The organism is Tabrizicola fusiformis, from assembly GCF_013328815.1.
Taxonomy (GTDB): domain Bacteria; phylum Pseudomonadota; class Alphaproteobacteria; order Rhodobacterales; family Rhodobacteraceae; genus Fuscibacter.
Genome location: NZ_JABUHN010000010.1, coordinates 73615 through 96643 on the forward strand (window position 1 = coordinate 73615; position 23029 = coordinate 96643).

Consider the following 23029-nt stretch of genomic DNA (forward strand, 5'->3'; position numbering starts at 1 on the left):
GCGTGTCACACCCGCAGCGGATTGGCCTTGGCCAGCCGGTCGAAACCCATCAGGCTGTCGATCAGCGCGGGCATGTCATGCAGGCGGATCATGTTCGGCCCGTCTGACGGCGCCTTGTCCGGGTCTTGGTGGGTTTCAAGGAAAACCCCGGCAATGCCCAGCGACACCGCAGCCCGCGCCAGCACCGGCGCAAACTCGCGCTGCCCACCCGAACTGTCGCCAAGGCCCCCAGGGAAGGCCACGGCATGGGTGGCATCCATGATCACCGGATAGCCGGTGCGCGCCATGATCGGCAGGCTGCGCATATCGGCCACAAGGCCGTTATAGCCAAAGGTGGTGCCCCGCTCGGTCAGCATGATTTTTTCATTGCCGGTCGAGGCGATCTTTTCGGCGACATTGGCCATGCCATAGGGGTCCAGAAACTGGCCCTTCTTCACATTCACCACCGCGCCGGTGCGGCCCGCAGCCAGCAGAAGGTCGGTCTGACGGCAGAGAAGGGCCGGGATTTGCAGCACATCCACTACTGAGGCCACTTCGGCGGCCTGTTCCGGCTCGTGGAAATCGGTCAGCACCGGCATTCCCATAGCCTTGACGGCCGCCAGCACCTTGAGGCCCGCCTCCATCCCCATGCCGCGCTTGCCCTTGAGGCTGGTTCGGTTGGCCTTGTCATAGCTGGCCTTGAACACATATTGCGCGCCGGCCTTGGCACAGGCTTCGGCCAGAACGCCTGCGATCATCTGGGCATGGTCCAGGCTTTCCAACTGGCAGGGCCCCGCGATCACCAGAAGGGGGCGGTCATTGCCGGCGGTCAGGCCGCCGATGGATACGTCTTTCATTGTCACCTCAGGCCGTGACCTGCTCGCGCAGGATCGCCACTGTCATCGAGATCATCAGATAGACCCCGGTAAAGATCAGCAGCACCACCAGCGTGTTTTCAAAGGCACGCGGATAAGAGGCTTCGTCCGGGGCCACCGGAGCGACCGAGATGGCAAGATAGCGGGTCTGGCGGTTGGCTTCCACCCGTGAAGATTCCATCGCCTGCAAGGACGAGGCCAAGAGCATCTGCCGGGTCTGCACATCGGCCTGCGCCATGAGGAGTTCGCTTTGAATCTTGGCCACCGACAGGCCCGAGGCGCTGTCTTCGGTCAGCTTGGCGCGCAGCTTGCCGATTTCTTCTTCCAGCGTGGCGATGCGGCGTTTCAGCGGTTCCATACGGGCGGCATTCGGGCTTTCGTTCGATTCCATCTGTGCCAGCGACAGTTTGTCTTGCGTCAACTGGCCCTCAAGCTGGCCGATCTGGCCGGTGATCAGCGAGACCTCGACCTCCGAGGAAATGGTCTTGAACCGTTCCTGCAACTCGACCACGCGGCGGTTGGCATCGGCCAGTTTGGCCTCGGCCTCGTCATAGGCTTCCTGCGCGCCTTTCATCTGGTCGTCGCGCAGGCGCAGCGTCATCTGATCGACCTGCTCTTCGGCATAGCCGATCAGCGCCTCGGCAAACTCCACCGCCTTTTGCGGATCGGCGGCCATCGTCTCCATCTGGATGACGCCTTCGGTCGGGTCATATGAGATTTTCACCGTCTTGCGGTAAAGCCGGTAGACATCCCCCTCCGAGGCATCGGGTGCGATGCGCTGGATCGGGTCGATTTCGGGGGCCGAGAAATGCGCGCGATAGCCGTTGTCGGCCTCAAGCCGGGTCATGGCGACCTGACTTTGCAGATAGCCCTGCACCGCGATGCTGTCCTGAGACGAGGCCATGGGCGTGCCGCGCAACAGGCTGGTCATGCCCGCCGCCGCCGCCGGTTCGGCCTGCTGGATGACGAAGGCGGTCTTGGCCGAATAAAGCGGCGTGGCGATGGTGTAATAATAGATCCCGGCAAGGATCGTCGGCAGGATCACAAAGATGAACAGCCGCGCCATCAAGAGCGCCGAACGGCGGCGGCGGCGGCGGGCAATGTCGCGCTGAATGCGGCCAACCTCGGCGATATGGGCCTGTTCGGCCCGCAATTCGGGCGAGGGCAGTTGTGCAGCCTTGATCGTCTGCGGCAGTTGCATCCCGCCCTGTCCGCCCGGCGTCACGGTCAGCGCCCGCGAGCCGCCCGGCGGCAGGCCGTCGCCGCCGCCCCCTGCGCTTGTCACAAGGTCCAGCACCGCGTTGCTTTGGAACGGGTCAATGCCGCGGGCGCGCAACAGGCGCACCGCGTCGAAATCCGAGGTTGCGGGCAGTTCGTGCTTTTGCGCCAGACGGCGGGCCATGCGCAACTGGCGCCCGGTCAGCCCCTCGCGCCGGATGGCGTCGATTTCCATCGGCGCAGCTTCGGGCGAGCCGGGGGGAACCATGGCGGTCCCGGTTGGCGCAGCATTCTGCGGCGCGCGGGCGGCGGTGGGGAAGGGGCCGGCGCCAAAGCCGTCCTCCTCGGCCCCGGGCTGAAACGCATCATCGCCGATCACCGGCTGCGGGCGCGGCGCGGGCGCGGCGGCGGGACGGGGCGGAACCTCGGTCACGGGAAGGCGGGGGGGCGCGGCGGCGGCAACGGGAGCCGCCACGGGCGCCGCCGGAGCCGGTGCAACAGGGTCGGGACGGCGGGTGCGGAACCGATTAACTTTGAGCTTCATAGTCATAAAGCCGCTTCGCCTCTTCCAGAGTGTCGAACATATACAACTGGCCATTGCGCAGCACGGCTGCGGAACGGCAGAATTTTTCCAGCGTGGCCGCCTGATGCGACACGATGATCACCGTGGCATTCTTGAGCCGCTGCCGCAGAACCTGCCCGGCCTTGCGGTTGAACTCGACATCGGTCGAGGAGGGCATCCCCTCGTCAATCAGATAGATGTCGAATTCCAGCGCCAGCATCAGCGCAAAGGAAAACCGCGACCGCATCCCCGAGGAATATTTGCCGATCGGCAGGTCGAAATAATCGTCCAGCGCGCAGAGCCAGCGGCAGAAGCTTTCGACATAATCGGGGTCAAGGCCATAGAGCCGCGCGATATAGCGGCTGTTTTCGGTGGCCGAATGCTTGGCGGTGATGCCGCCCATGAAGCCCAGCGGAAAGGAAATGCGCGAGGTGCGGATCACCCGCCCCTCATCCGGCTTTTCAAGGCCCGCCATCATGTTGATCACGGTGGTCTTGCCGGTGCCGTTTTTGGCGAGGATGCCCAGCGAATTGCCCAGCTCCACCTTGAACGAGGCGCGGTCGAGGATGACTTTGCGCGTCCGCCCGGTCCAGAAGGATTTGCTGACGTCTTCGAACGCGATCATCCCTGCCTCTTGCCCCGTCCTGCCCTGGATAGCGGAGTGTCCTTAACGACCCGTTTCATCCGCCGGGTTCCTGACCTCTTGCGATACCGTGCTATTGGGGCACGATTATGTCGTCATCGCAGTTTGATTGACAATGGGCTGCGGGCGGCGAAATTGTTCACCGTTTCAGCAGCCGTGCCGCCAGAAGCGCCAAAGGCCCCGCCAAAAGCGACAGCGCAAGGCCAAGCCGTGCCGCCTCGGTCATGCCGCCGCCGGGCAGGGCGCTGTCCAACGCCACAACCGGCACCGTAAAGCCCATGCCCGACACCATGGCGATCAGCAACAGGTCGCGCCCGGCCACCCCCTGCGGCAGCCTTGCGCGCAGAAAGGCCAGCGCCACCGTCAGCCCGGCCAGCACACCCAGCGGCTTGCCGATCCACAGTGCCGCCAGCGTGGTCAGCGTGGTGGGGGCAAAGGCCGCAAGCTCGATCCCCCCGCGGGTCAACCCGAACAGGAACAGCACCAGCGCCAGCGGCCGCACCAGCAGATGCGCCAGCCGGTTCAGCGGGTCATGCAGGAATTCCTCCGCCTCGGCGAACAGGCCGAACGAGCGGTCGGCATGGGGAATGGCCGGGATCACCGGCAACAGCCCCAAGGCCGGCGGCAGGCCCGAGGCGGCCACGCCGATAAAACTCACGATCCCCGCCAGCACATAGGGCCAGAGCGCCATGCCGCGCCGCCGGTCCCGCTCGGTCGCATGGGGGCCGGGGCGGCGCCCGACCAGCGCCCAGACCCCGCCCGAGGCGAGGGCAGGCAGCGCCAGCCAGACCAGCCGCAGCGTCACCTCCGGGTCGCCCAGACCCATCACCACCAGCCCCAGAATGTCAAAGCCGATGGTGATGAGCAGCAAAAGATGCAGCGCCGGATGGCCCGGCCCGAACACCCGTCGCCCCACCAGATAGCCCAGAACCACGTCCGAACCGATCGGCACCGGCCAGCCTGTGGCAAATTCCGCCTCGATCGCCGTCTCGATCAGGGCGCCGGTCAGCACCCAGAGCAGAACCGCCCCCAACGCGCCGCCGATCACCGCCGACAGCGGCGCCCGGGCCCGCCCGCCCGACATCGCGCCGCGCTCCAGCACCAGCGCCTCCCATAATTCCTTGCCGATGAAGGCCATGAACAGCGCCATCAGCCCATCGGACACCAGCGACAGCGGCGTCAGGCTCAACCCCTGCGGTGCCAGCCAGCCGGGCAGGTTCAGGTCGAGCAGCCGGTATTCGATGGCGTCATAATAGCCCGCAGGATCGGTGTTGACCCAAAGCGTCGCCGCCCCGGCCCCGGCCAGCAGGGCAACGGCGAAATGGCGCACGAAGGGAGAGACGCGATACATGGGCAGCTTTCCGGGGGCGGGTTCCGGGGGGTGTTTTTCCGGGCTTAACATGGGGCGCGGGCGGCGCAAGGGGGCGGGCGCGGCTTTGCCCGGACTGTGACAGGAAGCGCGCTTTGCCGGTGCCGGTCCGGGCCGTTGTGGCAGCGGGCAGTTTGCGGCAGGCTGCGGCCATGGAACTTGCCGATGAGATCCGCGCCTGCCGCCTGTGTGCGCCGCGCTTTGCCGCGACGGTGACGGCACATGCGCCGCGCCCGGTGGTGTGGTTCAGGCCCGGGGCGCGGCTCTTGATCGCGGGGCAGGCGCCGGGGGTGCGGGTCCACGGCTCGGGCCGGCCGTTTACCGACCCGTCGGGGGTGCGGCTGCGCGACTGGCTGGGGCTGGACGAGGCGGCGTTCTATGACCTTGCCCGCGTGGCCATCGTGCCGATGGCCTTCTGCTTTCCGGGGCTGGATGCGAAGGGCAGCGACCTGCCGCCGCCGCCGCTTTGTGCCGCGACATGGCGGGCGCGGGTGATGGCGGACCTGCCCGACCTGCGGCTGCGGGTGCTGCTGGGCGGAGCCGCAATCCGCTGGCATCTGGGCCTGCGCGATGTGACGGCAGCCGTGGCCGACTGGCGCGCCCATGCCGCGCAGGGGGTGTTTGTCTTGCCGCATCCGTCCTGGCGCAACTCCGGCTGGCTGAAGCGGCACCCGTGGTTCGAGGCTGAGGTGGTTCCGGCCCTGCGCCGCGCGGTGCAAGAGGCGCTGGCGCCGTCCTGAACCGCAGGTTTTGCTTGCCGCCCGCCCGGGGCGGGTCTACCGCTGTCTGGCCTTGGATGCCCGGAGGAACCGCGATGCAGACCGCTCTTGATCAGGCCCATGCCGCGATGCGCGCGGGCGGCGAGGCCGAGGCTTTGGCCTTTTACCGCCTTCTGGCCGATGTCCCGCTCTTCCTGCTCTTGGAGCGCGAGGCCGAGGGTGAACGCATTCAACCCCGCGTCTTTGACCTTGAGGATGGCCCTGTCCTCTTGGCCTTTGACGCCGAAGAGCGGCTGGCGGTGCTGGGCGATGCGCCCTTGCCCTATGCCGCGCTGCCCGGGCGGATCGTGGCGCAGCATCTGGCGGGGCAGGGCGTATCGCTGGGCCTGAACTTCGGCACCGGCGCGCCCAGTGAGGTGATGTTGCCGCCCGAGGCGATGGGCTTCATCGCCGAACGGCTGGGCGCCGACCCGCAGGCGATGGAGGCGAAGGTTGAGGCGTTTGTGCCGCCGCAGGGCCTGCCGCCCGCGCTGGACGATGCGCTGCGCTTTACCCTTTCAGGCGCCGCGGGGCTGGCGCGGGCCGCCGTGCTGGCGGGGGTGCGTTATGAGTGCGGGCGGCGGGGTCATGTGCTGGCCATCCTTGATGCCGTGCCCGAGGCCGAGGCGCCGCTGGCCCGCGCCATGGCCGAGGCGCTGGCCTTTTCCGGCGTGGATGCGGCAGAGCTGGACGTGACCTTCATGGCCTCAGATGCGGCGGCAGTGCCGGCGCTGCTGCGGGCCGGGCTGGTCTTTGACGTGCCGCTGCCCGAGGTGGCGCCGGAACCGGCGGCCCCTGCGGCGCCGGGCAGCGATCCTCTGAAGCCGCCGCGCCTGCGGTGAGGTCGGCGCCGGGGGTTTCACACCCCCGGACCCCCGTGGGATACTTGGGGAGGAATGGGGTATTATAATACCGTATTTTGTAACGCATTGATTTTGATTGGTATTAAATGAAGGTTGACGCTTGACCTGATGGGCGCTTCCGGCGATAAGCCGCCATCCGAGATTCCGGGGGGCAACCCTCGCCATTCCTCATGGGACAGCCACATGAAAACCTTCACCGCTACTCCGGCGGATATCGAGAAGAAGTGGATCCTGATCGACGCCGAGGGCGTTGTTCTGGGCCGCCTCGCCACGATCGTCGCCAACATCCTGCGCGGCAAGAACAAGCCGACCTTCACCCCCCACATGGACATGGGTGACAATGTCATCGTCGTCAACGCCGACAAGGTGCAGATGACCGGCAACAAGCGCAATGACAAGGTCTATTACTGGCACACCGGCCATCCGGGCGGCATCAAGCAGCGCACCGCGCGGCAGGTGCTGGAAGGCGCGCATCCCGAGCGCGTCGTGGTCAAGGCCGTTGAGCGCATGATCACCCGCAACCGTCTGGGCCGTCAGCAGATGACCAACCTGCGCGTTTACGCCGGCGCCGAGCATCCGCATGAAGCGCAGCAGCCCACCGTTCTGGACCTGAAAGTCCTGAACCCGAAGAACACCCGGAGCGCGTGATCATGGCCGACATCAAATCCCTCGACGATCTGAAATCGGCCGTCGGCGCTGCGGCTCCGGCCGCCGAAGCCGTGGCTGCCGCCCCCCGCGTCGCCGTGCGTGACAAGCTGGGCCGCGCCTATGCCACCGGCAAGCGCAAGAACGCCATCGCGCGCGTCTGGGTCAAGCCCGGCTCGGGCAAGGTCGTGGTCAACGGCAAGGAAATGGCGGTCTATTTCGCCCGTCCGGTTCTGCAGATGATCCTGAAGCAGCCCTTCACCATCGCCAATGTGGAAGGCCAGTTCGACGTCTACGCCACCGTGGTCGGCGGCGGTCTGTCGGGCCAGGCTGGTGCGGTGAAGCACGGCATCTCGAAGGCGCTGCAGCTTTATGAACCCGCCCTGCGCGGTGCGCTGAAGGCTGCCGGCTTCCTGACCCGTGACAGCCGCGTCGTGGAACGCAAGAAATACGGCAAGGCCAAGGCCCGCCGCTCGTTCCAGTTCTCCAAGCGCTGATCGCTTGCGAAATTTCTTGCGGAAAGGCGCCTTCGGGCGCCTTTTTGCATCTGGAGGATTGCCATGTATCTGCCGCCGCATTTCATCGAAGCCGACCCGGACGAGGCCGACCGGCTGATTGCCGCCTTTCCGCTGGCCACTCTGGTTGCGCAGACGACCGAGGGGCTGGTGGCCGATCCCCTGCCGCTGTTGCGCGACGGGGCGGGGATGATCGGCCATGTCGCCCGCGCCAACCGGCTGCACGAGTTGGTGATGCAGGGGCAAGAGGTGCTGGCGGTGTTCCAGGGCGAAGACGGCTATGTCTCGCCCGACTGGTATCCGTCCAAGGCAGACACCCACAAGGCGGTGCCGACCTGGAATTATCAGGTGGTGCAGGTCACGGCGCAAATCCGCTGGGACGACAGCGACAAGTTCAAGCGCCGGGCGGTGGGCCTTCTGACCCGCAAGATGGAGGGGGCGGCAGGCTGGAAGATGGCCGATGCGCCGCGCGACTATATGGACGGGATGCTGGCGGCGATTGTGGGGTTCGAGTTGCAGATTGTGCGGATCATCGCCAAGACAAAACTGAGCCAGAACCGCAGCGATGCCGATTTCGCCGCCGTGCGCGACGGGCTGCAGCGTCAGGGCAAGGCGGCGCTGGTGGCGCGGATGCAGGCCATGGGCCGGGACTAAAAAAGAGGCCGCCCGAAGGCGGCCCGAGGTTGGGGAACGGGAGGGCGCCTAGGCGCGCCAGAAGGGTTTCTGCGCCTCGGCCCTTGCCTCATCCACGGGCAGGCCAATGTCGCGCAGCATGTGATCATCCAGCCGGCGCAGCGCATGACGCTCGATCCGGCGGGTTTCCCAAGCCATCACGGTGCGCGCAACCGCAAAGGCCATGCGCGACAGGGGCGGAACCTGCGGCGAAAGCGGGCGGGCGAGGCCGGTGGCGACGGGGGCGGACATGATCATCTCCATTTGTGTTGATACAAAGAACCGTTTTCGATAGACACACCATACAATCATGCGATTCCCGCCGCCAGAGGAACATTGTCATGGAGACAAGTTGGACGCCGCTGTTGCCCGAAGGCGAGGGGCCGAAGTATCTGGCGCTGGCCCGGGCGCTGCGCGAGGCAATCCGGGCGGCTGTATTGCCCGAAGGCACACAATTGCCCACGGTGCGCGATCTCGCCTGGCGATTGTCTGTCACGCCGGGCACCGTCAGCCGCGCCTATCAGATTGCCACGCAAGAGGGCCTGCTTGAGGCGACGGTGGGACGCGGCACCTTTGTTGCCGCCCGTGCGCCGCGTCTGGGGCCGACGCAGCCGCTGTTTCTCGAGCGCGATCCGGGTGTGGCGCAGGGCCGGGTGGACCTGCGCTCACCGCAATTGCCGGATGTCGGGCAGGGCGAGGCGATTGCCGATGCGCTGCGCCGGATGGCGGGTGCGGTTGGCCCCGATTGGCTGGATTACACCAGCCAGACCGCCGAGGCGCCGCTGCGGGCGGCGGTCTGCGACTGGCTGGCGGACCGGGTGATCGGCCCGCTGGACGCCGATCAGGTGATGCTGACCCATGGCGGGCAGAATGGCATCGGGCTGGTGCTGTCGATCTGTCTGCGCGGCGACCGGCCGGTGGTGCTGACCGAAGACCTGTCTTACCCGGGTTTCCGCTATGCCGCGCGGCTGGCGCGGGCCGAAGTGGTGGGCGTCGAGATGGACGACGAGGGGATGCGCCCCGATGCGCTTGAGGCCGCCTGCCGCCGCCATGGTCCGCAGGTTCTGTGCCTGACGCCCGACACCCAGAACCCCACCACCGCGCGGATGGGCGCGACCCGGCGGGCGCAGATCGTGGCCATCGCCCGCCGGTTTGACCTGCAAGTGATTGAGGATGAATGCTATTCCCCCTGGACCGCCGCCGATGCCGCGCTGCGGGCGCTGGCGCCCGAGCGGGTCTGGTATGTCGGCAGCCTGTCGAAATCCATCAGCGCGGCGCTGCGGTTCGGCTATGTCGTCTGCCCGACCGGCATGGGCGAGACGGGGCGGCTGACGGCGCAGCACGGGTTCTTCGCCCTGAGCCGGGCGGTTACGGCGCTGTGCCTTGATCTGTTCCAGTCGGGTGCGGCCAATGACATCCGCGCCGGGGTGCAGCGGGAATTGGGCGAGCGGCTGCAACTGGCGGTGAACCGGCTGGGCGCCTTTGATCTGGCCTGGCAGGCGGGAATGCCCTTTGCCTGGCTGCGGTTGCCGCAGGGCTGGCGCGCCTCGACCTTTACCCGCATGGCCGAGGATGAGGGCGTGCTGGTCCGCTCGGCCGATCAATATGCCATGGTGCATGGCCGCGCGCCCAATGCGGTGCGGCTGGCGATGGTGGGCAATATTCCCCGCCAGCAGCTTGAGGCAGGGCTGGCAAGCCTTGCCCGGCTTCTGCCGCGGCCGCCCAGCGATATGGCGGTTTGACGCCGCCGATTGTGGCGGCATTGTGGCATCTTTGCGGCGGATTGCGCCGTCTTGTGTCCTGTCTGTGGCCGATGTGCCGCGAAATTCACCCTCGCGGCGGTTTCGGGGGCCGGGCCTTGCAGCGCGGAATTGACCAAGTGTCTGACCATGCGCAAGATTCCGCCAGAGCAGAGCAAAAGGAAGCCCGAAAATGGGACAGCAGGCCGGTTTCCACGCCCCCCACGGCGGGGCGGATTTCCTTGGGTGGCGCAAGACCCGTCTGGGCGCCACCGAGATTGTCTATGACGATGGCGTGACCCGCCGCATGGTCTGGCGTGTGGCCGATGCCGATGCCAGCGAGGCGCGTCTGTCAGACGCCCTGCGCGCGGCGGTGGGCGCGGTGCGGGTGCTGCCGACGCTGTATGACGAGCTGAAGAAGCGGGCCATCGCCATCGAACGCATCGGCGGGTGATCGCTTCGAAAGGCTTGCCCGCAAATCGGGCATCTGCACATCTTTCGCCAGAGCCCGGCGAATTTTGCTTGCGGGATATTCGCCGCTGCGGCTAGATTTGATCAAAATGTAACAAACACGCCACTTCAACAGGGGGCATGATGGGGAACGCGTCAATCTGGGGCCGCATCCGGCAGTCCGAGGCGGCCAGCGGGCTGGCCTTGGTGTCGCCGACGGCGATCTATGCGATCCTGCTTCTGGCGGCACCTCTGGCGACGGTGTTCCTTTATTCCTTCGCCGCCAGCGAGCAGGGCCGGATCGTCTGGGACTTCTCCTTTGACAATTACATCAAGATCTGGACCGCGCCGAATGTGCAGTTGATCCTGCTGCGCTCGCTGACCGTGTCGATGTCGGTGACGCTGGCGACGGTGCTGCTGGCCTATCCGGTGGCCTATTTCGTCAGCTTCCATGTGCCCGCCTCGAAAAAGTCGATCTGGCTGTTCCTGATCACCATTCCGTTCTGGACCAGCTACATCATCCGGGTCTTCCTGTGGAAGGGCATCATCCTGGGCTATAACGGGGTGATCAACACGGTGCTGATGGGCATTGGCATCACCGACGAACCGTTGCAGGCGATCAACTACAACGCCGGGGCGATGATCATGACGCTGGCCCATGCCTATGCGCCCTTTGCCATCCTGCCGATCTTCGTGGCGCTGGAAAAGATCGACCGCAGCCTGCTGGAGGCCGGGCAGGACCTGGGTGAAAGCCGTCTTCTGACCTTCTGGCGCGTCACGCTGCCCTTGTCGATGCCGGGGGTGATTGCGGCGGTGCTGATCGTCTTCATCCCGACCATCGGCGATTATGTGACGCCCGACCTGATCGGCGGCGGCAAGGTGCCGATGATTGCCAACATGATCGAGGTGCAGATGCTCAAGCAGAACAACAAGGCGCTGGGATCGGCCATCGCGGTGACGACCATGCTGATCGTCTGCATCGTCTCGATTGTCTTCCTCTTGCTCAACCGCCGTTTCCTGAGGGCGCAGAAATGAAGTTCTCCGCGCTGAAGACCTATGCCATCGTCTATCTGATCTTCCTTTACGCCCCCATCGTGCTGCTGCCGATCTTTGCCTTCAACGACAGCAAGGTCATCGCCTTTCCGCTCTCCGGTTTCACCACCGAGTGGTTTTCGCAGATGTGGCAGGATGACCTCTTGTTCCGGGCGGTGAAAAACTCAGCCATCATCGCGGTCTCTTCGGCGGTGCTGGCGACCTGTCTGGGGGTGTTCGGTGCCCGCGCCTCGACCCGGTTCCGCTTTCCGGCCAAGGCGGGGATCATGGGGCTGATCATGCTGCCCATGGTGCTGCCGGAAATGATCATCTCGATGTCGATGCTGGTGATCCTCTTGGGCATCGGCGTTCCCCTGTCGCTCTTCACCATCATCATGGGCCATGTGCTGATCACCACGCCTTTCGCGGTGGCGATCCTGTCCTCGGCCTTCCAGTCGCTGGACAAATCGCTGGAAGAGGCGGCCTATGACCTGGGCGAGACGCCGCTTTCCACCTTCCGGCTGATCATCCTGCCGCTGGTGATGCCGGGGATCGTGTCCTCGCTGCTGATCTGCTTCACCATCTCGATCGACGAGTTCATCATCGCCTATTTCCTTGGCGGCAATCAGACGGTGCTGTCGGTCTATATCTATGGCCAGTTCCGTTTCCCGGCCAAGGTGCCCTCGATCCTCGCGCTCGGCACGATCCTTGTGGGGCTGTCGATCCTTCTTCTGACCATCGCTGAATATTTCCGCCGCCGTGGCATCGCCAAGACGGGTGGCAAGGATACCGGAGGCTTCCTGTGACGTTCTCAAGCGACAAACCGAACATGATCGAGTTCAAGGACGTCCATAAATATTATGGCGACTACCACGCCCTGCGCGGCATCACCGCCACGATCAAGGCCGGGGAGTTCTTCTCGCTGCTCGGTCCGTCGGGCTGCGGCAAGACCACGCTCCTGCGCACCATCGCCGGGTTTGAGGGGATTTCCTCGGGCGCCGTGCTGATCGACGGCAAGAGCATGGAAAACGTGCCCGCCAACGTGCGCCCCACCAACATGGTGTTCCAGTCCTATGCCATTTTCCCCCATATGACCGTGGGCGAGAATGTCGGCTTCGGCCTGCGCAAAGACCCGCGCTCCAAGGCCGAAAAGGCCGCGGCGGTGGAAGAGGCGCTGGCGATGGTCGGCCTCAAGGGCTATGGCGGGCGGGCGGCCCATGCGCTTTCGGGCGGGCAGCGGCAGCGGGTGGCGCTGGCGCGGGCGCTGATCCTGAAACCCAAGGTGCTGCTGCTGGACGAACCGCTCTCGGCGCTCGACAAGAAGATGCGCGAACATATGCAGGTGGAGCTGATCAAACTGCAACGGCAGGTCGGCATCACCTTCATTCTGGTCACTCATGATCAGGAAGAGGCGCTGGTGATGTCCGACCGCATCGCCGTGATGTTCGAAGGCGAGATTGCCCAACTGGCCGATCCCGAAACGCTCTATCGCAAACCCGCCAGCCGCAAGGTGGCCGACTTCATCGGCACTATGAACTTCCTGCCCGCGAAAATCCTGTCCGAGGCCGGCGGCAAGGCCGAGGTTGAGACCCCGGGCTTCGGCCGCTTCACGCTGGACGTCGAAGATCAGATCACCGGCAAGCCAAGCGAGGGCGGCCCGACCGTGGGCTTCCGCCCGGAAACCCTGACCATCCTGTTCGATGGCCAGACCGCACCCGACCATGAAAGCCCGGCGACGATCACCGAAGTCGTCTACTACGGCGACATGACCTATTACGACATCAAGCTGGACGGTTCGGACGAACCCTTGCGCCTGTCGATGCGCAACGTGTTTGGCCGTCCGGTGCTGGACATCGGCACCCGGACCCGGGTGGCATGGGCCCCCGGCGCGCTGGTGCTGTTCCGCTGACACCTGACTGTTGAAGAGGAAGGTTCGGATATTGGTCGGCGACAAGCCGGATTTGGTCGAGCGGCTGTGCCGCACGGCCAGATCAGACCAGTTCGTGATCACCTCTGCCGATCTGGCACAGGCGCCGCTGACCCGGCATGACGTGGTGCTGCCGCTGACCTTGACCGATCATGCCGCCCTGACACAGCGCATCGCGGCGGGCGAGGGGGTGCGTGCGCTGCTGCCCTCGGCAGAGGCGGTGGCATTGTGCGATGACAAACTTGCGTTCAATCAGCACCTGATCCGTGCCGGGCTTGGCCATCTGGTGCCGCCGTTGCTGCCCGAAGACACGCCGCCGCCCTTCATCCTGAAACAGCGGCGCGATGCCTGGGGCGCCAAAAGCCGCATGGTGACCGACCCGGACGAGGCCCGGCGCCTGCGCCCCGGGCCTGACTGGTTCCGTCAGGCGATTGTGGCCGGGAACCGGGAATATGCGCTGCATGTGCTGATGCAGGGCGGGCTTCCGATCTATCATCGGTTGATCACCTATCACACCTTTGATCAGCCCTATGTTCTGGGCAAACATCAGCGGCCCCGCAGCTTTGACTGGTCAGAGGGGACCGAATATCTGCCCGCGCTGTTGCCCGCGCTGCAAGCGGTGGGCTGGCAGGACGGGCTGTGCTGCATCGACTTCAAGCTCCAAGGCGATCAGCCGCTTCTGTTCGAGGTGAACCCGCGGCTGGGTGTCTCGCTGGCGGGCCATCCGAACGGTGTGCTTCTGGCCTATACCCGCGCGCTGGCCGCCTAGAGCGTTTTGCGTTTACATGGTATCGGAATTCAAACCAATTTCGTTCGAATTCCGATACTTGTTCAATCAACAAAAACGCAAAACGCTTTAACGGTCGGGCGGCAGCAGGCCCAGCCCGCGCAGGTAAATGCCGATTCCGGTTTCCAGCAGGTCTTCGGGCGGCCAAGGCCCACGGGCGCCCTGACCGCGCATGTAAAGCTCCACCACGCCATGGCTGAGAGCCCAGATATGGGCCGAGACCATGCTGGCCGGCGGGCGCCGCCCCTCGGGCAGGTTCTGTGACAGGGCCGCCGCCGCCTGCTCCAGCACCGCCCGCGCCTTTTGCGACAGTGCGGCCAGATCGGGATGAGCGTTCAGCGAAAGGCCGCTTTCGAACATCGCCATGTAATGGCCGGGATATTTGCGGGCAAAGGCCAGATAGGCCCGCCCCGTCGCCTCGAATGCGGCCAGCGCCGAAGGTTTGCCGCCGTTCCATGCAAATTCCATCAGCGCCGCAAAGATGTCGAAGCCCTGCCGCGCCACCTCGGCGATCAGATCATCGCGCCCGGCGAAATGGCGATAGACGGCAGCCGGGGTCACCCCCGCCGCCTTGGCCGCTTCGGACAGGGTAAAGCCGGTCGGCCCCTGCTGCGCGATCAGCTCAAGCGCCGCCTCGACCAGAGCCTGCCGCAGATTGCCGTGGTGATAGCTGGTCTTCATTTCGGCCGGATCTTGGGGCCGCCCGCGATCTTGTCGTCGATCTTGCCGATCACGCCCTTGTCGCGGCCCTTGTAGTCCACAGCTTCCAGCACGGTCTGCACGGCGGCGATGCGGGCGCGCAGCTTGTCATCCGACAGGATCACGGTCCAGGGAGCGTGTTTGAAGTGGCTGCGCTCCATCGTTTCGTCGATGGCGGCGGTGTATTCATCCCATTTCGGCAGGCCGTCGATGTCGATCGAGCTGAGCTTCCACTGTTTCAACGGATCCTGTTCGCGGTCGAGGAAGCGGCGCAACTGTTCGGCCCGACCCACCTCAAGCCAGATCTTCAACAGGATGATGCCCTCATCCACCACCATCTTTTCGAACTCGGGCAATTGGCGGAAAAACTTTTCCCGCTGTTCGGCTTTGCAGAAGCCGAAGACATGCTCGATCATCGCGCGGTTATACCAACTGCGGTCGAAAATCGCCATTTCCCCGGCGGCCGGCAGCCAATCGACATAGCGTTGAAAATACCATTGCGCCGCCTCGCGCTCGGTCGGTTTGGCCAGGGCGACCACGGCGCAGTTGCGCGGGTTCAGGTTTTCGCGCAACACGCCGATGGTGCCGCCCTTGCCCGCCGCATCGCGCCCCTCGAACACCACGATCAGCCGCTTGCCGGTGCTGCGCAGGTCGGCCAGCATCTTGACCAGTTCGACCTGCAGCTTTTCCATATGCGCTTCGTAATCCTTCTTCTTCATCTCCTCGTCATAAGGAAAGGAAGCCGTCAGGATATCGTCCTTGCCCGCGCCTTCGATTGCCTTGCGGACGCCAGCGGGGGCGCCCTCGCGGTAATAGCGGCTGATGGCACCGTCAAAGGGCAGGGTCATGGCAAATCTCCGCATGAGGCTGGCCCGGTCAGACTAACGCTTTCACGGCGCAAGAAAAAGGGCGCAATCAGCGCCCGATTTCCGCCAGATCAAAGGGCGTGCCCTGATAGATTTCATTCACCCAATTGCCGTAAAGCAGATGCGCATGGCTGCGCCAGCGGTTCAGCGGCTTTTTCGACGGGTCATCGCCGGGGTAATAATTCATCGGCACGTTGATCGGCGTGCCGCTGGCCACGTCGCGGTCGTATTCCTGCTTCAGCGTCTCGTTGTCATATTCGAAATGGTTGAAGATATAGAGCGCGCGATGCGCCGGATCTTCCACCAGACAAGGGCCGGTCTCGGCGCTGCCCAGAAGGGTGCGCAGCCCAGGAGCCGCCGCAATCTCGCTTTGCCGCATTTCGGTCCAGCGGCTGACGGGGATGACGAATTCATCCGAAAATCCCCGCAGATAGGGCGAAGTGGGCGCCATGTTCTGCTGCGGGAAACAGCCGAAAGCCTTGTGGTCCAGCATATGCTTTTGCACGCCATGGAAGTGATAGATCATCGCCATGCCGCCCCAGCAGACGCCAAAGGTGGAAAACACATGGCTCTGCGTCCAGTCCATCACCCGGCGCAGCTCATCCCAATAGGTCACCTCCTCAAACGGCAGATGTTCGATCGGGGCGCCGGTGATGATCAGCCCGTCGAACTTTTCCCCGCTCGCCTCGATCTCGGCGAAGGGGCGATAGAAGGTTTCCATATGTTCGGCGGCGGTGTTCTTGGTCAGATGCTCGGTCATGCGGATCAACTGGAAGTCGATCTGCAAGGGCGTGGCACCGATCAGCCGGGCGAACTGGTTTTCCGTCTGAATCTTCTTCGGCATCAGGTTCAGAAGGCCGATGCGGATCGGGCGGATTTCCTGCGAGGCGGCGCGTTCGGGCGACATGACCATGACGCCCTCGTTCCGCAGAACGTCAAAGGCGGGCAGGGTCGATGGCAGGGTGATCGGCATGGTTTCACTTGTCCGAAGATGCTCGCTGTAATTAGATTACCGTGTGGGTGGTAACAAGGGGCGGGAGAGAAATGCTTAAGCGGTGGGGAGCATTGGCAAGTGTTGTTTGTTCACTGACGGCTGGTGCTGCGGCGCTTGCCCAAGCGCTTTCCGAGGACGTGATGGAGGTTCAGCGCTGCGTCTGGTCATGCGAGCGCAAGACCGCCGGGGCGGGCAGCGAAGCCTATCAATCCTGCGTGACCAACGAATGTGGTGAGGCGCCGTTGCAATCGACGCCACGCCCTGCGGTCTGGCGCGTTGAAGAGGTCGAAGAGGGGCGCGGAAAGGCGGCTGTCGCCGAAGATGGCAATATGGGCACCGCCCTTTGGGTGATCTGCGGACCGGACGGAGGGGAGCGCACGATCGAGATTCGCGGCGCCGAGGGGCCGGATGCGGTCCTGCAACTCAACATCGACGGGACCGCGATTTTCCCGCTGTTGTTCAAAGAGGCGGGCGGGCGCGGGCGCGCTGATCTTCTGCCGCCCTATGCCGAGATAGCGGCGCTAAAGGCCGGCAATTCCGTCGCGCTGCTGAATGAGCCGGGCTATTCGGTCTTCTCTGCGTCGCTTGCCGGTTCATCCGCCGCGATTGATGCCGCCTGCGGTGACCTTGCCGCGGCGGCCCCGGCCGAAGCCGCGACCGATCCGGCGCAAGATACGGCCACCGACGGCGCTGCGGACGGCGCTGCGGAGCCTGGCCCCGTCCCGGCTGCTGCAGGCGGCTCGGGCCTGAGACCCGCCTACGCCGGGCTCACCTCTGACATAATGGCCGAGCAATGCGTCCTGGCCTGCCTGAATGTTTCCTCCGGCGCGGCCAGTGCCGAGTTCGGCGCCTGCACGGCCCGCAACTGCAGCGAGGACCGCGTCTCTTCAATTCTGGGCTCGGCAGAGGATCCGGCCGCCACCACCAACGCGCCCGGTGCCGTGCCCGCCGGACCGATGCCCTGGCAAGCAGCTGACATTCCGGCCTGCACTGCCTCTTGTGCCGATCTGACCCCCGGCACGAACAGCATCGAATACCACAGCTGCGTGCTGGAGCATTGCGACAGTGAATACGGCTTTACCGATGGCCCCGATCTGGCGCGCAGCGTCGCCATCTCGGTTCCGCAGATGGACTATCCGGTGCCGTCACCCCTCTGGACAGTGCGGACCTCCGACGACGGCAAGGCCAGAATTGCCGCCGTGACCGATCCCACTTCCGGCAACGAATTCTCGGTCTGGTGCCCGGTAGATGGCGGCGCGCGGTCCTTTGCGGTCAAGGGGCCGCTGTCACCGGCCACGACGCTTGGGCTGATCATGCTTGACCTGCCCTTCCTGCTCAAGTTCCGGCCCGACGGTGACCTCTTGCGGGCCACGCTTCCCTCTGGCGGGCTTGAGGTGCAGTTTCTGGCGAAGACCCAGACCTTTTCGATGAACATGACGGCGGGCTACACGCTGGTCTGGATCACCATGAACGGCGCCGACAAGGCGCTGGCCGAGGCCTGCCCCTGAAGCCCCTTCACGCCTCGCGGTCGATGGCGCGCGCGATCAGCGCGTCAAAATCGCCGGGCATTCGCACCGCCTCCACCTCTTCGGCCGTCACCGTCACCCCCCAGCGGGCCATCGCGGCATAGCGCGGCTGGCGGCTGTCGAGCAGCCGCGCATAGCCAAAGCGCAGGAAAGCGTCCGGGTCCACCTGATCGGGGGCGCGGCCTTCCTGTGCCAGATACTCGCCCCAGACCTGCGCCAGAAAGGCCGGGCGGTAATACATCGGCTTCGGCGCCTGATCGAAGCGGGCGCAGAGCTTGGCCTTGTGGGCCTCGCTGCCCTTGATCCAGACCAGGAGGTGATGCGCCGCAAGCTCGGTCATCACCGGGTCTTTCGGATCCTCCGCCTCGACCACCTCGCAGATGGAACCGGAGGTGTCACAGAGGAAATGCGGATAGCCGTAAATCTCTTCCGCCCGCGCCATGAAACGGGTGGTGTCCAGCATCGCCGCCACTTCGGCCTGCGCGTGCTGCGCCTGACGGTGCTGATATTCGGCAAAGGGCAGGCCGCCGCGCGCCGGATCGCCGGGCTTGCCCAGATAGGTCGAAAGCGGCGCCAGATTGTCAAAGGTGATGTTCGAGGCGATATAGACGGAATCGCTCATCAGCAATTCGCGCAGCAGGGGCACCTTCATCGCCTCGCGCTTGAAATTGTCGGCGATGAATTCGCCCATATAGCGGGTGCCGATCCGGTAATCGACCGAGTAGTGGAACCAGCCCCCCGCCGCCCGCATCAGATTGGCCAGATAGGTCTTGCCCAGCCCCGACATGCCGAAGAGCAGCACCCGCTTGCGCGGCGCCGCCAGATAATCGCTGCCCGAGCTGTAGATCATCGCGCCACCTGTCTTATTCCGGCCCGGTTTTCCGGGGCTGGTCACCGATAGCGCGGCCCGCCGCTGATTTCACGCGGAAAATCGTTTGGGCAGCGGGAGGCGCCCGTCCAGCACCGCCAGCCCCAGCGCGATCAGGCCGAACCCGGCCAGCGCGCCCGCCGAAAGACGTTCCCCGAACAGGAGCGCGCCCAGCACGATGGCGACCGGCGCCACCAGAAGCGTGACCAGCCCCAGATTGCCCGCCCCCGCCAGCGTGAGAACCGCATAGAACAGGATATAGGCCACCGCCGAAGCCGCCAGCGCCAGATAGGCCAGCGCGGCCAATGTGGCGGCATCGGGCAGGGCGGCGGGCAGTCCGTCCACCATCAGCGCCGCCGGCCCCAGCACAAGGCTGGCCGCGGTCAGCATTCCGGCCGCGCTCACCTCCGGGCGCACGCCTTGCAGCATGATCCGGCCAAAGGCGCCCGACACCGCATAGGACAGCGCCGCGCCAAGGCAGGCCAGTTGTGCCGCCGAACGCAGGTCGAACCCGGCCAGCGCCGCCGGGCCGATCGCCACCACCACCCCGGCAAGGCCCAGCACCACGCCCACCAGCCGGGGCAGGGTCAACCGCTCATCGGCAAAGACCGCCGCCGCCACCAGCACGCCGAACATCGCGGTCGAGGCGTTGAGGATGCCTGCAAGCCCGGCCGGAATCTGCTGCTGCCCCCAGACGATCAGCGTGAAGGGCAGGATGTTGTTGAACATCCCCATCCCCGCGCAGGCCGCCAGCCAGCGCGCCCCGCGCGGCACCGGCAAACCCCGGACCGCGATCCAGAGCCAGAGCGCCAGTGCCCCGCCGCCAACGCGGATGGCCACGATGGTCAGCACCGGCAGCCCGGTCAGCGCCTGACGGTTGGCCACGAAAGACCCGCCCCAGATCAGCGCCAGCGCCGCCATCAAAAGCCAGCCTAGGGGGGAAATGCGGTGGGGGAGTGTCTTCTTATTCATGCCGCGACCCTAAGCGGCGGCACGGCAGACCGCGACCCGTTTCTTGTGATGAAGACAATTCCAAAAGGAAATCCCCGCGCCATCGGCACGGGGATCAAGACCATCGTCACGCGGTGATCAGAAGCTGTAGCCGATCCGCAGACCCACACCCACCGCCGAATTGTCGGTGAAATTGGCCGAGGCGGTGGTGCCGTTCAGCGTGGTTTGCGCATCGCCGATCATCACATAAGACACACCGCCCGACACCTTCCAGTTGTCCTTGGTATAGGTTGCGCCGATGGTGATGCTCTTCTTGCCATCGGTCGGCCCGAGGTTCGAGGCGAAACCGCCCGACTTGCCCTCATAGCCCAGCGAGATGGCGCCTGCCCAATTCTCGTTGAAGCGGCGGCCGATGCCGATGCTGTAGGTCACCGTGTCGCTGTCATAAGACACCAGAGCCGAGGCCGGCGGATAGTTCGTCGGGTCGATCACGAAGGACGACCAATCGACCCAGCGGATCGAGCCGAAGACCAGCGTATCCTTGGCCACGCCCGACTGGAAGTCGAGGTTGACGCTCTGCGGCGAATTCACCGTGGTGGTCGAGGCCACGTCAAGGCCGCCGGTCAGCAGGCTGGCTTCCACCGTGTTGAAATCATGGCTGATCTTGGAATTGTAGGTCAGCGCGACGCGCAGGGCGATTTCCGGCTTTTCATAGGCCACACCCACCAGATAGCCCGCGGCACCCGACGTGTCGGAGGACACGCGGTAGCTGGCCACGAAGGGCATCGAAGCTTCGGCGCGCATGGTTTCATAGCGCAGACCGCCATAGACCGAGACGTTCGATTCGGTGGTGTATTTCAGCACCCCGGTCACCGCCGTCGTCGAAAGCGTCGCGGTGGACCCTGCGGCGTAATAGACCGCCGGCGGAACCGCCAGAACCGGATAGCTCACATTGGCGCCAAAGGGCTGATCCATGATCAGCGCGAAGGACAGGTTCTTGCCAAGGTCGGTCTTCACCGCCATGCCGATCTGGTTGTAATCGCCGGCCATATCGCCCGAGGCAAAGCCGCCGTAGGGCGCCGTTGCCACACCCGAGACATCCGGGGCCACGCGGCCAAAGGACAGCTCGGCATAATTGCCCTTCTCGAAGATCGCCAGCACCGACTGGCCCGAGCGGTCGATCCCGCCGGCATGGGCGGCAGCGGTGGTCAGGGCCAGCGCCCCGAGCGTCGTCAGTGTCTTTTTCATGGTCCTCATCCCTTAACGTCGCCCGCGTCCCCGATCATCTTGACGTGATCCCCTCATGCAGGCCGAACATGAAGAAAGGGTAAGGCGGCATTGGGCGATGGGTCAATTCATGACGCGACGTCACGGTTTTGTGACCGCCGGACTGTGGCCTTTCGGGCGTAGCTCGGCCCGCAGGTTGATCCAGATTCCAGCGAAAACCACCGCCCCGCCCAGCAGCACCCAAGGGTCCAGCGGCTCGTCATAGAACAGCGCCGCCAGCACCGCGATCAGCGGCAGTCGGGTGAAGTCGATCGGCACCACGAAACTTGCCGGGGCCAGCCGAAGGGCCGAGGTCAGCGACAGATGCGCCAGCACCCCCGAGGCCCCGATCAGCGCCAGCCAGGGTGCGGTGGCCGCCGTCGGCCATGTCACATGCCCGTCCAGCGCCGCACCGGCAAAGCCGAATGCCATCTGCAACAGCGTCAGCCAGAACAGAATGCCGATCACCGGCTCATCCACCGTCAGCCGCTTGGTCAGGATCGAGGTCAGCGCAAAGCAGACCGCGCTCGCCGCCGCGGCCAGCACCCCGGGGTTCAGCGCCGAGGGGTCGGGCCGCGCCACGATCAGGATGCCCGCAAATCCCAAAGCGGCGGCAAGGGCGCGGGGCCGCGTCATCCGCTCGCCCAAAAGCAGGGGCGCCAGCAGCAGCACCCAGATCGGCATGGTGAATTCCAGCGCGAAGAGCTGGGCAAGCGGGATCATGGTCAGCGCCCAGAACCACAGGTTCTGCCCGGTGAAATGCACGATGTTGCGCAGCACATGGCCGGGCAGGCGGCGGGTGGAAAGCTGGCCCAACTGCCCGCGCGCACCGCCGATCACCAGCACCAGCGCCAGACCGACCGCGGAACGGGCCCCCATGATCTCGAATGTGTCATGGGCAGCACCAATCTGGCGCCCGGCAATCGCCATGGCGGAAAAGGCCGCAATGGCGCCGGTCATCCACAGGGCGGCGCGCAGCGCGGCATTGGGGCGGGCGTCGGGCATCGGTTCTTCCTTGGGGTTTGCGGCGGTCATGCGGCGGTCATGCGGGCCGCCTTTGCTGACGCGCGCGGCGCCGGATGTCCAGAGGGCGCCGCCAATCTGTGCGCAGCCGAAGGGCAGCCCCTGCATCAGCGCGCGTTGTGCCGCAGCGCGGCAGGCCCTAAATTGCCGTCAAGGCCGTTACCGCAGGACTTGCCATGACCGTCGCTCTCAAATCCCCCCGCGTTCCCGATCATGTGGTCGATGCGCAATTCACCGGCCGCTGGTCGCCGCGCGCCTTCACGGCGGAAACCATGTCGGAAGAGGCCCTGCTGACCCTGCTCGAAGCGGCCCGCTGGGCGCCTTCGGCGGTGAATGTGCAGCCCTGGCGCTTTGCCTGGGGGCTGCGCGGCGATGCCGGTTTTGCCGCGATTGCCGGCGCGCTGGTGCCGTTCAACGGCTGGGCGAAAGAGGCGGCGGCGCTGGTGGCCGTGGCCTCGAAGACCACGCGCACGGCCTCGGACGGCAGCGAAGTGGCCAACCCCTCCCATGCGTTCGACGCCGGGGCGGCTTGGGTCAGCCTTGCGCTTCAGGCCCATCTGGCGGGCTGGGCGGCGCATGGCATGGGTGGCTTCGACGCGGAGGCGGCAGCCAAGGCGCTTGATCTGCCCGAGGACCATGTGATCCATGCCATCGTCGCCATCGGCCGCATCGGCGACCCCGCCAGCCTGCCCGAGGCGCTGCGCGCCCGCGAAGTGCCCAGCCAGCGCCTGCCCCTGAGCGCGCTTGCCGGCCACGGCAAATTCCCCGCCTGATCCTGTGGCCCCGGCGCCCCGCCGGGGCG

At 65.3% G+C, this 23029-nt stretch carries 25 protein-coding genes; 13 read left to right on the top strand and 12 right to left on the bottom strand.

Annotation, left to right across the window (positions count from 1 at the left end; translation table 11 throughout):
• Nucleotides 1-5: 5 nt before the first annotated feature.
• From kdsA to HS053_RS16075, 4 genes are all read right to left on the bottom strand, one after another.
• Nucleotides 6-836, bottom strand: a complete 831-nt coding sequence (gene kdsA / locus HS053_RS16060) for a 3-deoxy-8-phosphooctulonate synthase (protein WP_174212285.1) — start codon at nucleotides 834-836, stop codon at nucleotides 6-8.
• A 7-nt stretch (nucleotides 837-843) separates the two neighbouring features.
• Nucleotides 844-2505, bottom strand: coding sequence for a capsule biosynthesis protein (locus HS053_RS16065; RefSeq protein WP_194245601.1), 1662 nt, complete (start codon nucleotides 2503-2505; stop codon nucleotides 844-846).
• A 94-nt stretch (nucleotides 2506-2599) separates the two neighbouring features.
• On the bottom strand, nucleotides 2600-3259 hold the full coding sequence (locus HS053_RS16070; RefSeq protein WP_174212286.1) for an ABC transporter ATP-binding protein: 660 nt from the start codon (nucleotides 3257-3259) through the stop codon (nucleotides 2600-2602).
• 157 nt (nucleotides 3260-3416) lie between these two features.
• Entirely contained in the window at nucleotides 3417-4628 is a 1212-nt protein-coding gene (locus tag HS053_RS16075; protein WP_174212287.1) for a Na+/H+ antiporter NhaA, read from the bottom strand.
• Nucleotides 4629-4798: 170 nt separating this feature from the next.
• Here HS053_RS16075 and HS053_RS16080 point away from each other — a divergent pair, with 170 nt between their 5' ends.
• The 5 genes from HS053_RS16080 to HS053_RS16100 all read left to right on the top strand — a co-directional run bounded on the left by HS053_RS16080 (nucleotide 4799) and on the right by HS053_RS16100 (nucleotide 8081).
• Complete coding sequence (locus HS053_RS16080; RefSeq protein ID WP_174212288.1) at nucleotides 4799-5386, top strand: uracil-DNA glycosylase family protein; 588 nt, start codon at nucleotides 4799-4801, stop codon at nucleotides 5384-5386.
• Between the two features lie 74 nt (nucleotides 5387-5460).
• Nucleotides 5461-6246: an SseB family protein gene (locus HS053_RS16085; protein WP_174212289.1), complete on the top strand. Its 786-nt coding sequence runs from the start codon at nucleotides 5461-5463 to the stop codon at nucleotides 6244-6246.
• Nucleotides 6247-6450: 204 nt separating this feature from the next.
• Nucleotides 6451-6915, top strand: a complete 465-nt coding sequence (gene rplM / locus HS053_RS16090) for a 50S ribosomal protein L13 (protein WP_174212290.1) — start codon at nucleotides 6451-6453, stop codon at nucleotides 6913-6915.
• A 2-nt stretch (nucleotides 6916-6917) separates the two neighbouring features.
• Nucleotides 6918-7409 carry a 30S ribosomal protein S9 gene (gene rpsI, locus HS053_RS16095; RefSeq protein ID WP_174212291.1) on the top strand — a complete coding sequence of 164 codons (492 nt, stop codon included), beginning with the start codon at nucleotides 6918-6920 and terminating at the stop codon, nucleotides 7407-7409.
• Nucleotides 7410-7472: 63 nt separating this feature from the next.
• Nucleotides 7473-8081 carry an FMN-binding negative transcriptional regulator gene (locus HS053_RS16100; RefSeq protein WP_174212292.1) on the top strand — a complete coding sequence of 203 codons (609 nt, stop codon included), beginning with the start codon at nucleotides 7473-7475 and terminating at the stop codon, nucleotides 8079-8081.
• 48 nt (nucleotides 8082-8129) lie between these two features.
• On the opposite strand, the gene HS053_RS16105 is transcribed toward HS053_RS16100, so the two are convergent.
• Nucleotides 8130-8351, bottom strand: coding sequence for a DUF1127 domain-containing protein (locus HS053_RS16105; RefSeq protein ID WP_174212293.1), 222 nt, complete (start codon nucleotides 8349-8351; stop codon nucleotides 8130-8132).
• Between the two features lie 89 nt (nucleotides 8352-8440).
• On the opposite strand from HS053_RS16105, the gene HS053_RS16110 reads away from it, so the two are divergent.
• The 6 genes from HS053_RS16110 (at nucleotide 8441) to HS053_RS16135 (ending at nucleotide 14016) form a co-directional block, all read left to right on the top strand.
• Nucleotides 8441-9841: an aminotransferase-like domain-containing protein gene (locus tag HS053_RS16110; protein ID WP_174212294.1), complete on the top strand. Its 1401-nt coding sequence runs from the start codon at nucleotides 8441-8443 to the stop codon at nucleotides 9839-9841.
• A 190-nt stretch (nucleotides 9842-10031) separates the two neighbouring features.
• The gene (locus HS053_RS16115) at nucleotides 10032-10292 is read left to right on the top strand and encodes a hypothetical protein (protein WP_174212295.1); all 261 of its coding nucleotides are present in this window, start codon (nucleotides 10032-10034) and stop codon (nucleotides 10290-10292) included.
• 140 nt (nucleotides 10293-10432) lie between these two features.
• Nucleotides 10433-11323, top strand: a complete 891-nt coding sequence (locus HS053_RS16120) for an ABC transporter permease (protein WP_174212296.1) — start codon at nucleotides 10433-10435, stop codon at nucleotides 11321-11323.
• Complete coding sequence (locus HS053_RS16125) at nucleotides 11320-12126, top strand: ABC transporter permease (RefSeq protein WP_174212297.1); 807 nt, start codon at nucleotides 11320-11322, stop codon at nucleotides 12124-12126. The genes HS053_RS16120 and HS053_RS16125 overlap by 4 nt, the downstream gene beginning before the upstream one ends.
• A 23-nt stretch (nucleotides 12127-12149) precedes the next feature.
• On the top strand, nucleotides 12150-13229 hold the full coding sequence (locus HS053_RS16130; protein ID WP_174212386.1) for an ABC transporter ATP-binding protein: 1080 nt from the start codon (nucleotides 12150-12152) through the stop codon (nucleotides 13227-13229).
• A 10-nt stretch (nucleotides 13230-13239) separates the two neighbouring features.
• Entirely contained in the window at nucleotides 13240-14016 is a 777-nt protein-coding gene (locus HS053_RS16135; protein ID WP_174212298.1) for an ATP-grasp domain-containing protein, read from the top strand.
• Nucleotides 14017-14103: 87 nt separating this feature from the next.
• On the opposite strand, the gene HS053_RS16140 is transcribed toward HS053_RS16135, so the two are convergent.
• From HS053_RS16140 to metA, 3 genes are all read right to left on the bottom strand, one after another.
• Nucleotides 14104-14715 (bottom strand): TetR/AcrR family transcriptional regulator, encoded by a 612-nt coding sequence (locus HS053_RS16140; protein WP_174212299.1) that lies wholly within the window; start codon nucleotides 14713-14715, stop codon nucleotides 14104-14106.
• Nucleotides 14712-15581 (bottom strand): polyphosphate kinase 2, encoded by an 870-nt coding sequence (gene ppk2, locus HS053_RS16145; RefSeq protein WP_174212300.1) that lies wholly within the window; start codon nucleotides 15579-15581, stop codon nucleotides 14712-14714. Before ppk2 ends, HS053_RS16140 begins: the two co-directional genes overlap by 4 nt.
• Nucleotides 15582-15648: 67 nt before the next feature.
• Nucleotides 15649-16572: a homoserine O-acetyltransferase MetA gene (metA, locus tag HS053_RS16150; protein WP_174212301.1), complete on the bottom strand. Its 924-nt coding sequence runs from the start codon at nucleotides 16570-16572 to the stop codon at nucleotides 15649-15651.
• Nucleotides 16573-16733: 161 nt separating this feature from the next.
• Between metA and HS053_RS16155 the strand changes: the two genes are divergently transcribed.
• Nucleotides 16734-18101, top strand: coding sequence for a hypothetical protein (locus HS053_RS16155; RefSeq protein WP_174212302.1), 1368 nt, complete (start codon nucleotides 16734-16736; stop codon nucleotides 18099-18101).
• Nucleotides 18102-18108: 7 nt separating this feature from the next.
• On the opposite strand, the gene HS053_RS16160 is transcribed toward HS053_RS16155, so the two are convergent.
• The 4 genes from HS053_RS16160 to HS053_RS16175 form a co-directional block, all read right to left on the bottom strand.
• The gene (locus tag HS053_RS16160; RefSeq protein ID WP_174212303.1) at nucleotides 18109-18969 is read right to left on the bottom strand and encodes an ATPase; all 861 of its coding nucleotides are present in this window, start codon (nucleotides 18967-18969) and stop codon (nucleotides 18109-18111) included.
• Nucleotides 18970-19038: 69 nt separating this feature from the next.
• Nucleotides 19039-19959, bottom strand: a complete 921-nt coding sequence (locus HS053_RS16165) for a DMT family transporter (RefSeq protein ID WP_174212304.1) — start codon at nucleotides 19957-19959, stop codon at nucleotides 19039-19041.
• A gap of 117 nt (nucleotides 19960-20076) precedes the next feature.
• Nucleotides 20077-21186 (bottom strand): OmpP1/FadL family transporter, encoded by a 1110-nt coding sequence (locus HS053_RS16170; protein ID WP_174212305.1) that lies wholly within the window; start codon nucleotides 21184-21186, stop codon nucleotides 20077-20079.
• A gap of 120 nt (nucleotides 21187-21306) precedes the next feature.
• Nucleotides 21307-22239, bottom strand: coding sequence for a DMT family transporter (locus HS053_RS16175; RefSeq protein ID WP_458358905.1), 933 nt, complete (start codon nucleotides 22237-22239; stop codon nucleotides 21307-21309).
• Between the two features lie 164 nt (nucleotides 22240-22403).
• On the opposite strand from HS053_RS16175, the gene HS053_RS16180 reads away from it, so the two are divergent.
• The gene (locus HS053_RS16180) at nucleotides 22404-23000 is read left to right on the top strand and encodes a nitroreductase family protein (RefSeq protein ID WP_174212306.1); all 597 of its coding nucleotides are present in this window, start codon (nucleotides 22404-22406) and stop codon (nucleotides 22998-23000) included.
• Nucleotides 23001-23029 lie beyond the last annotated feature (29 nt).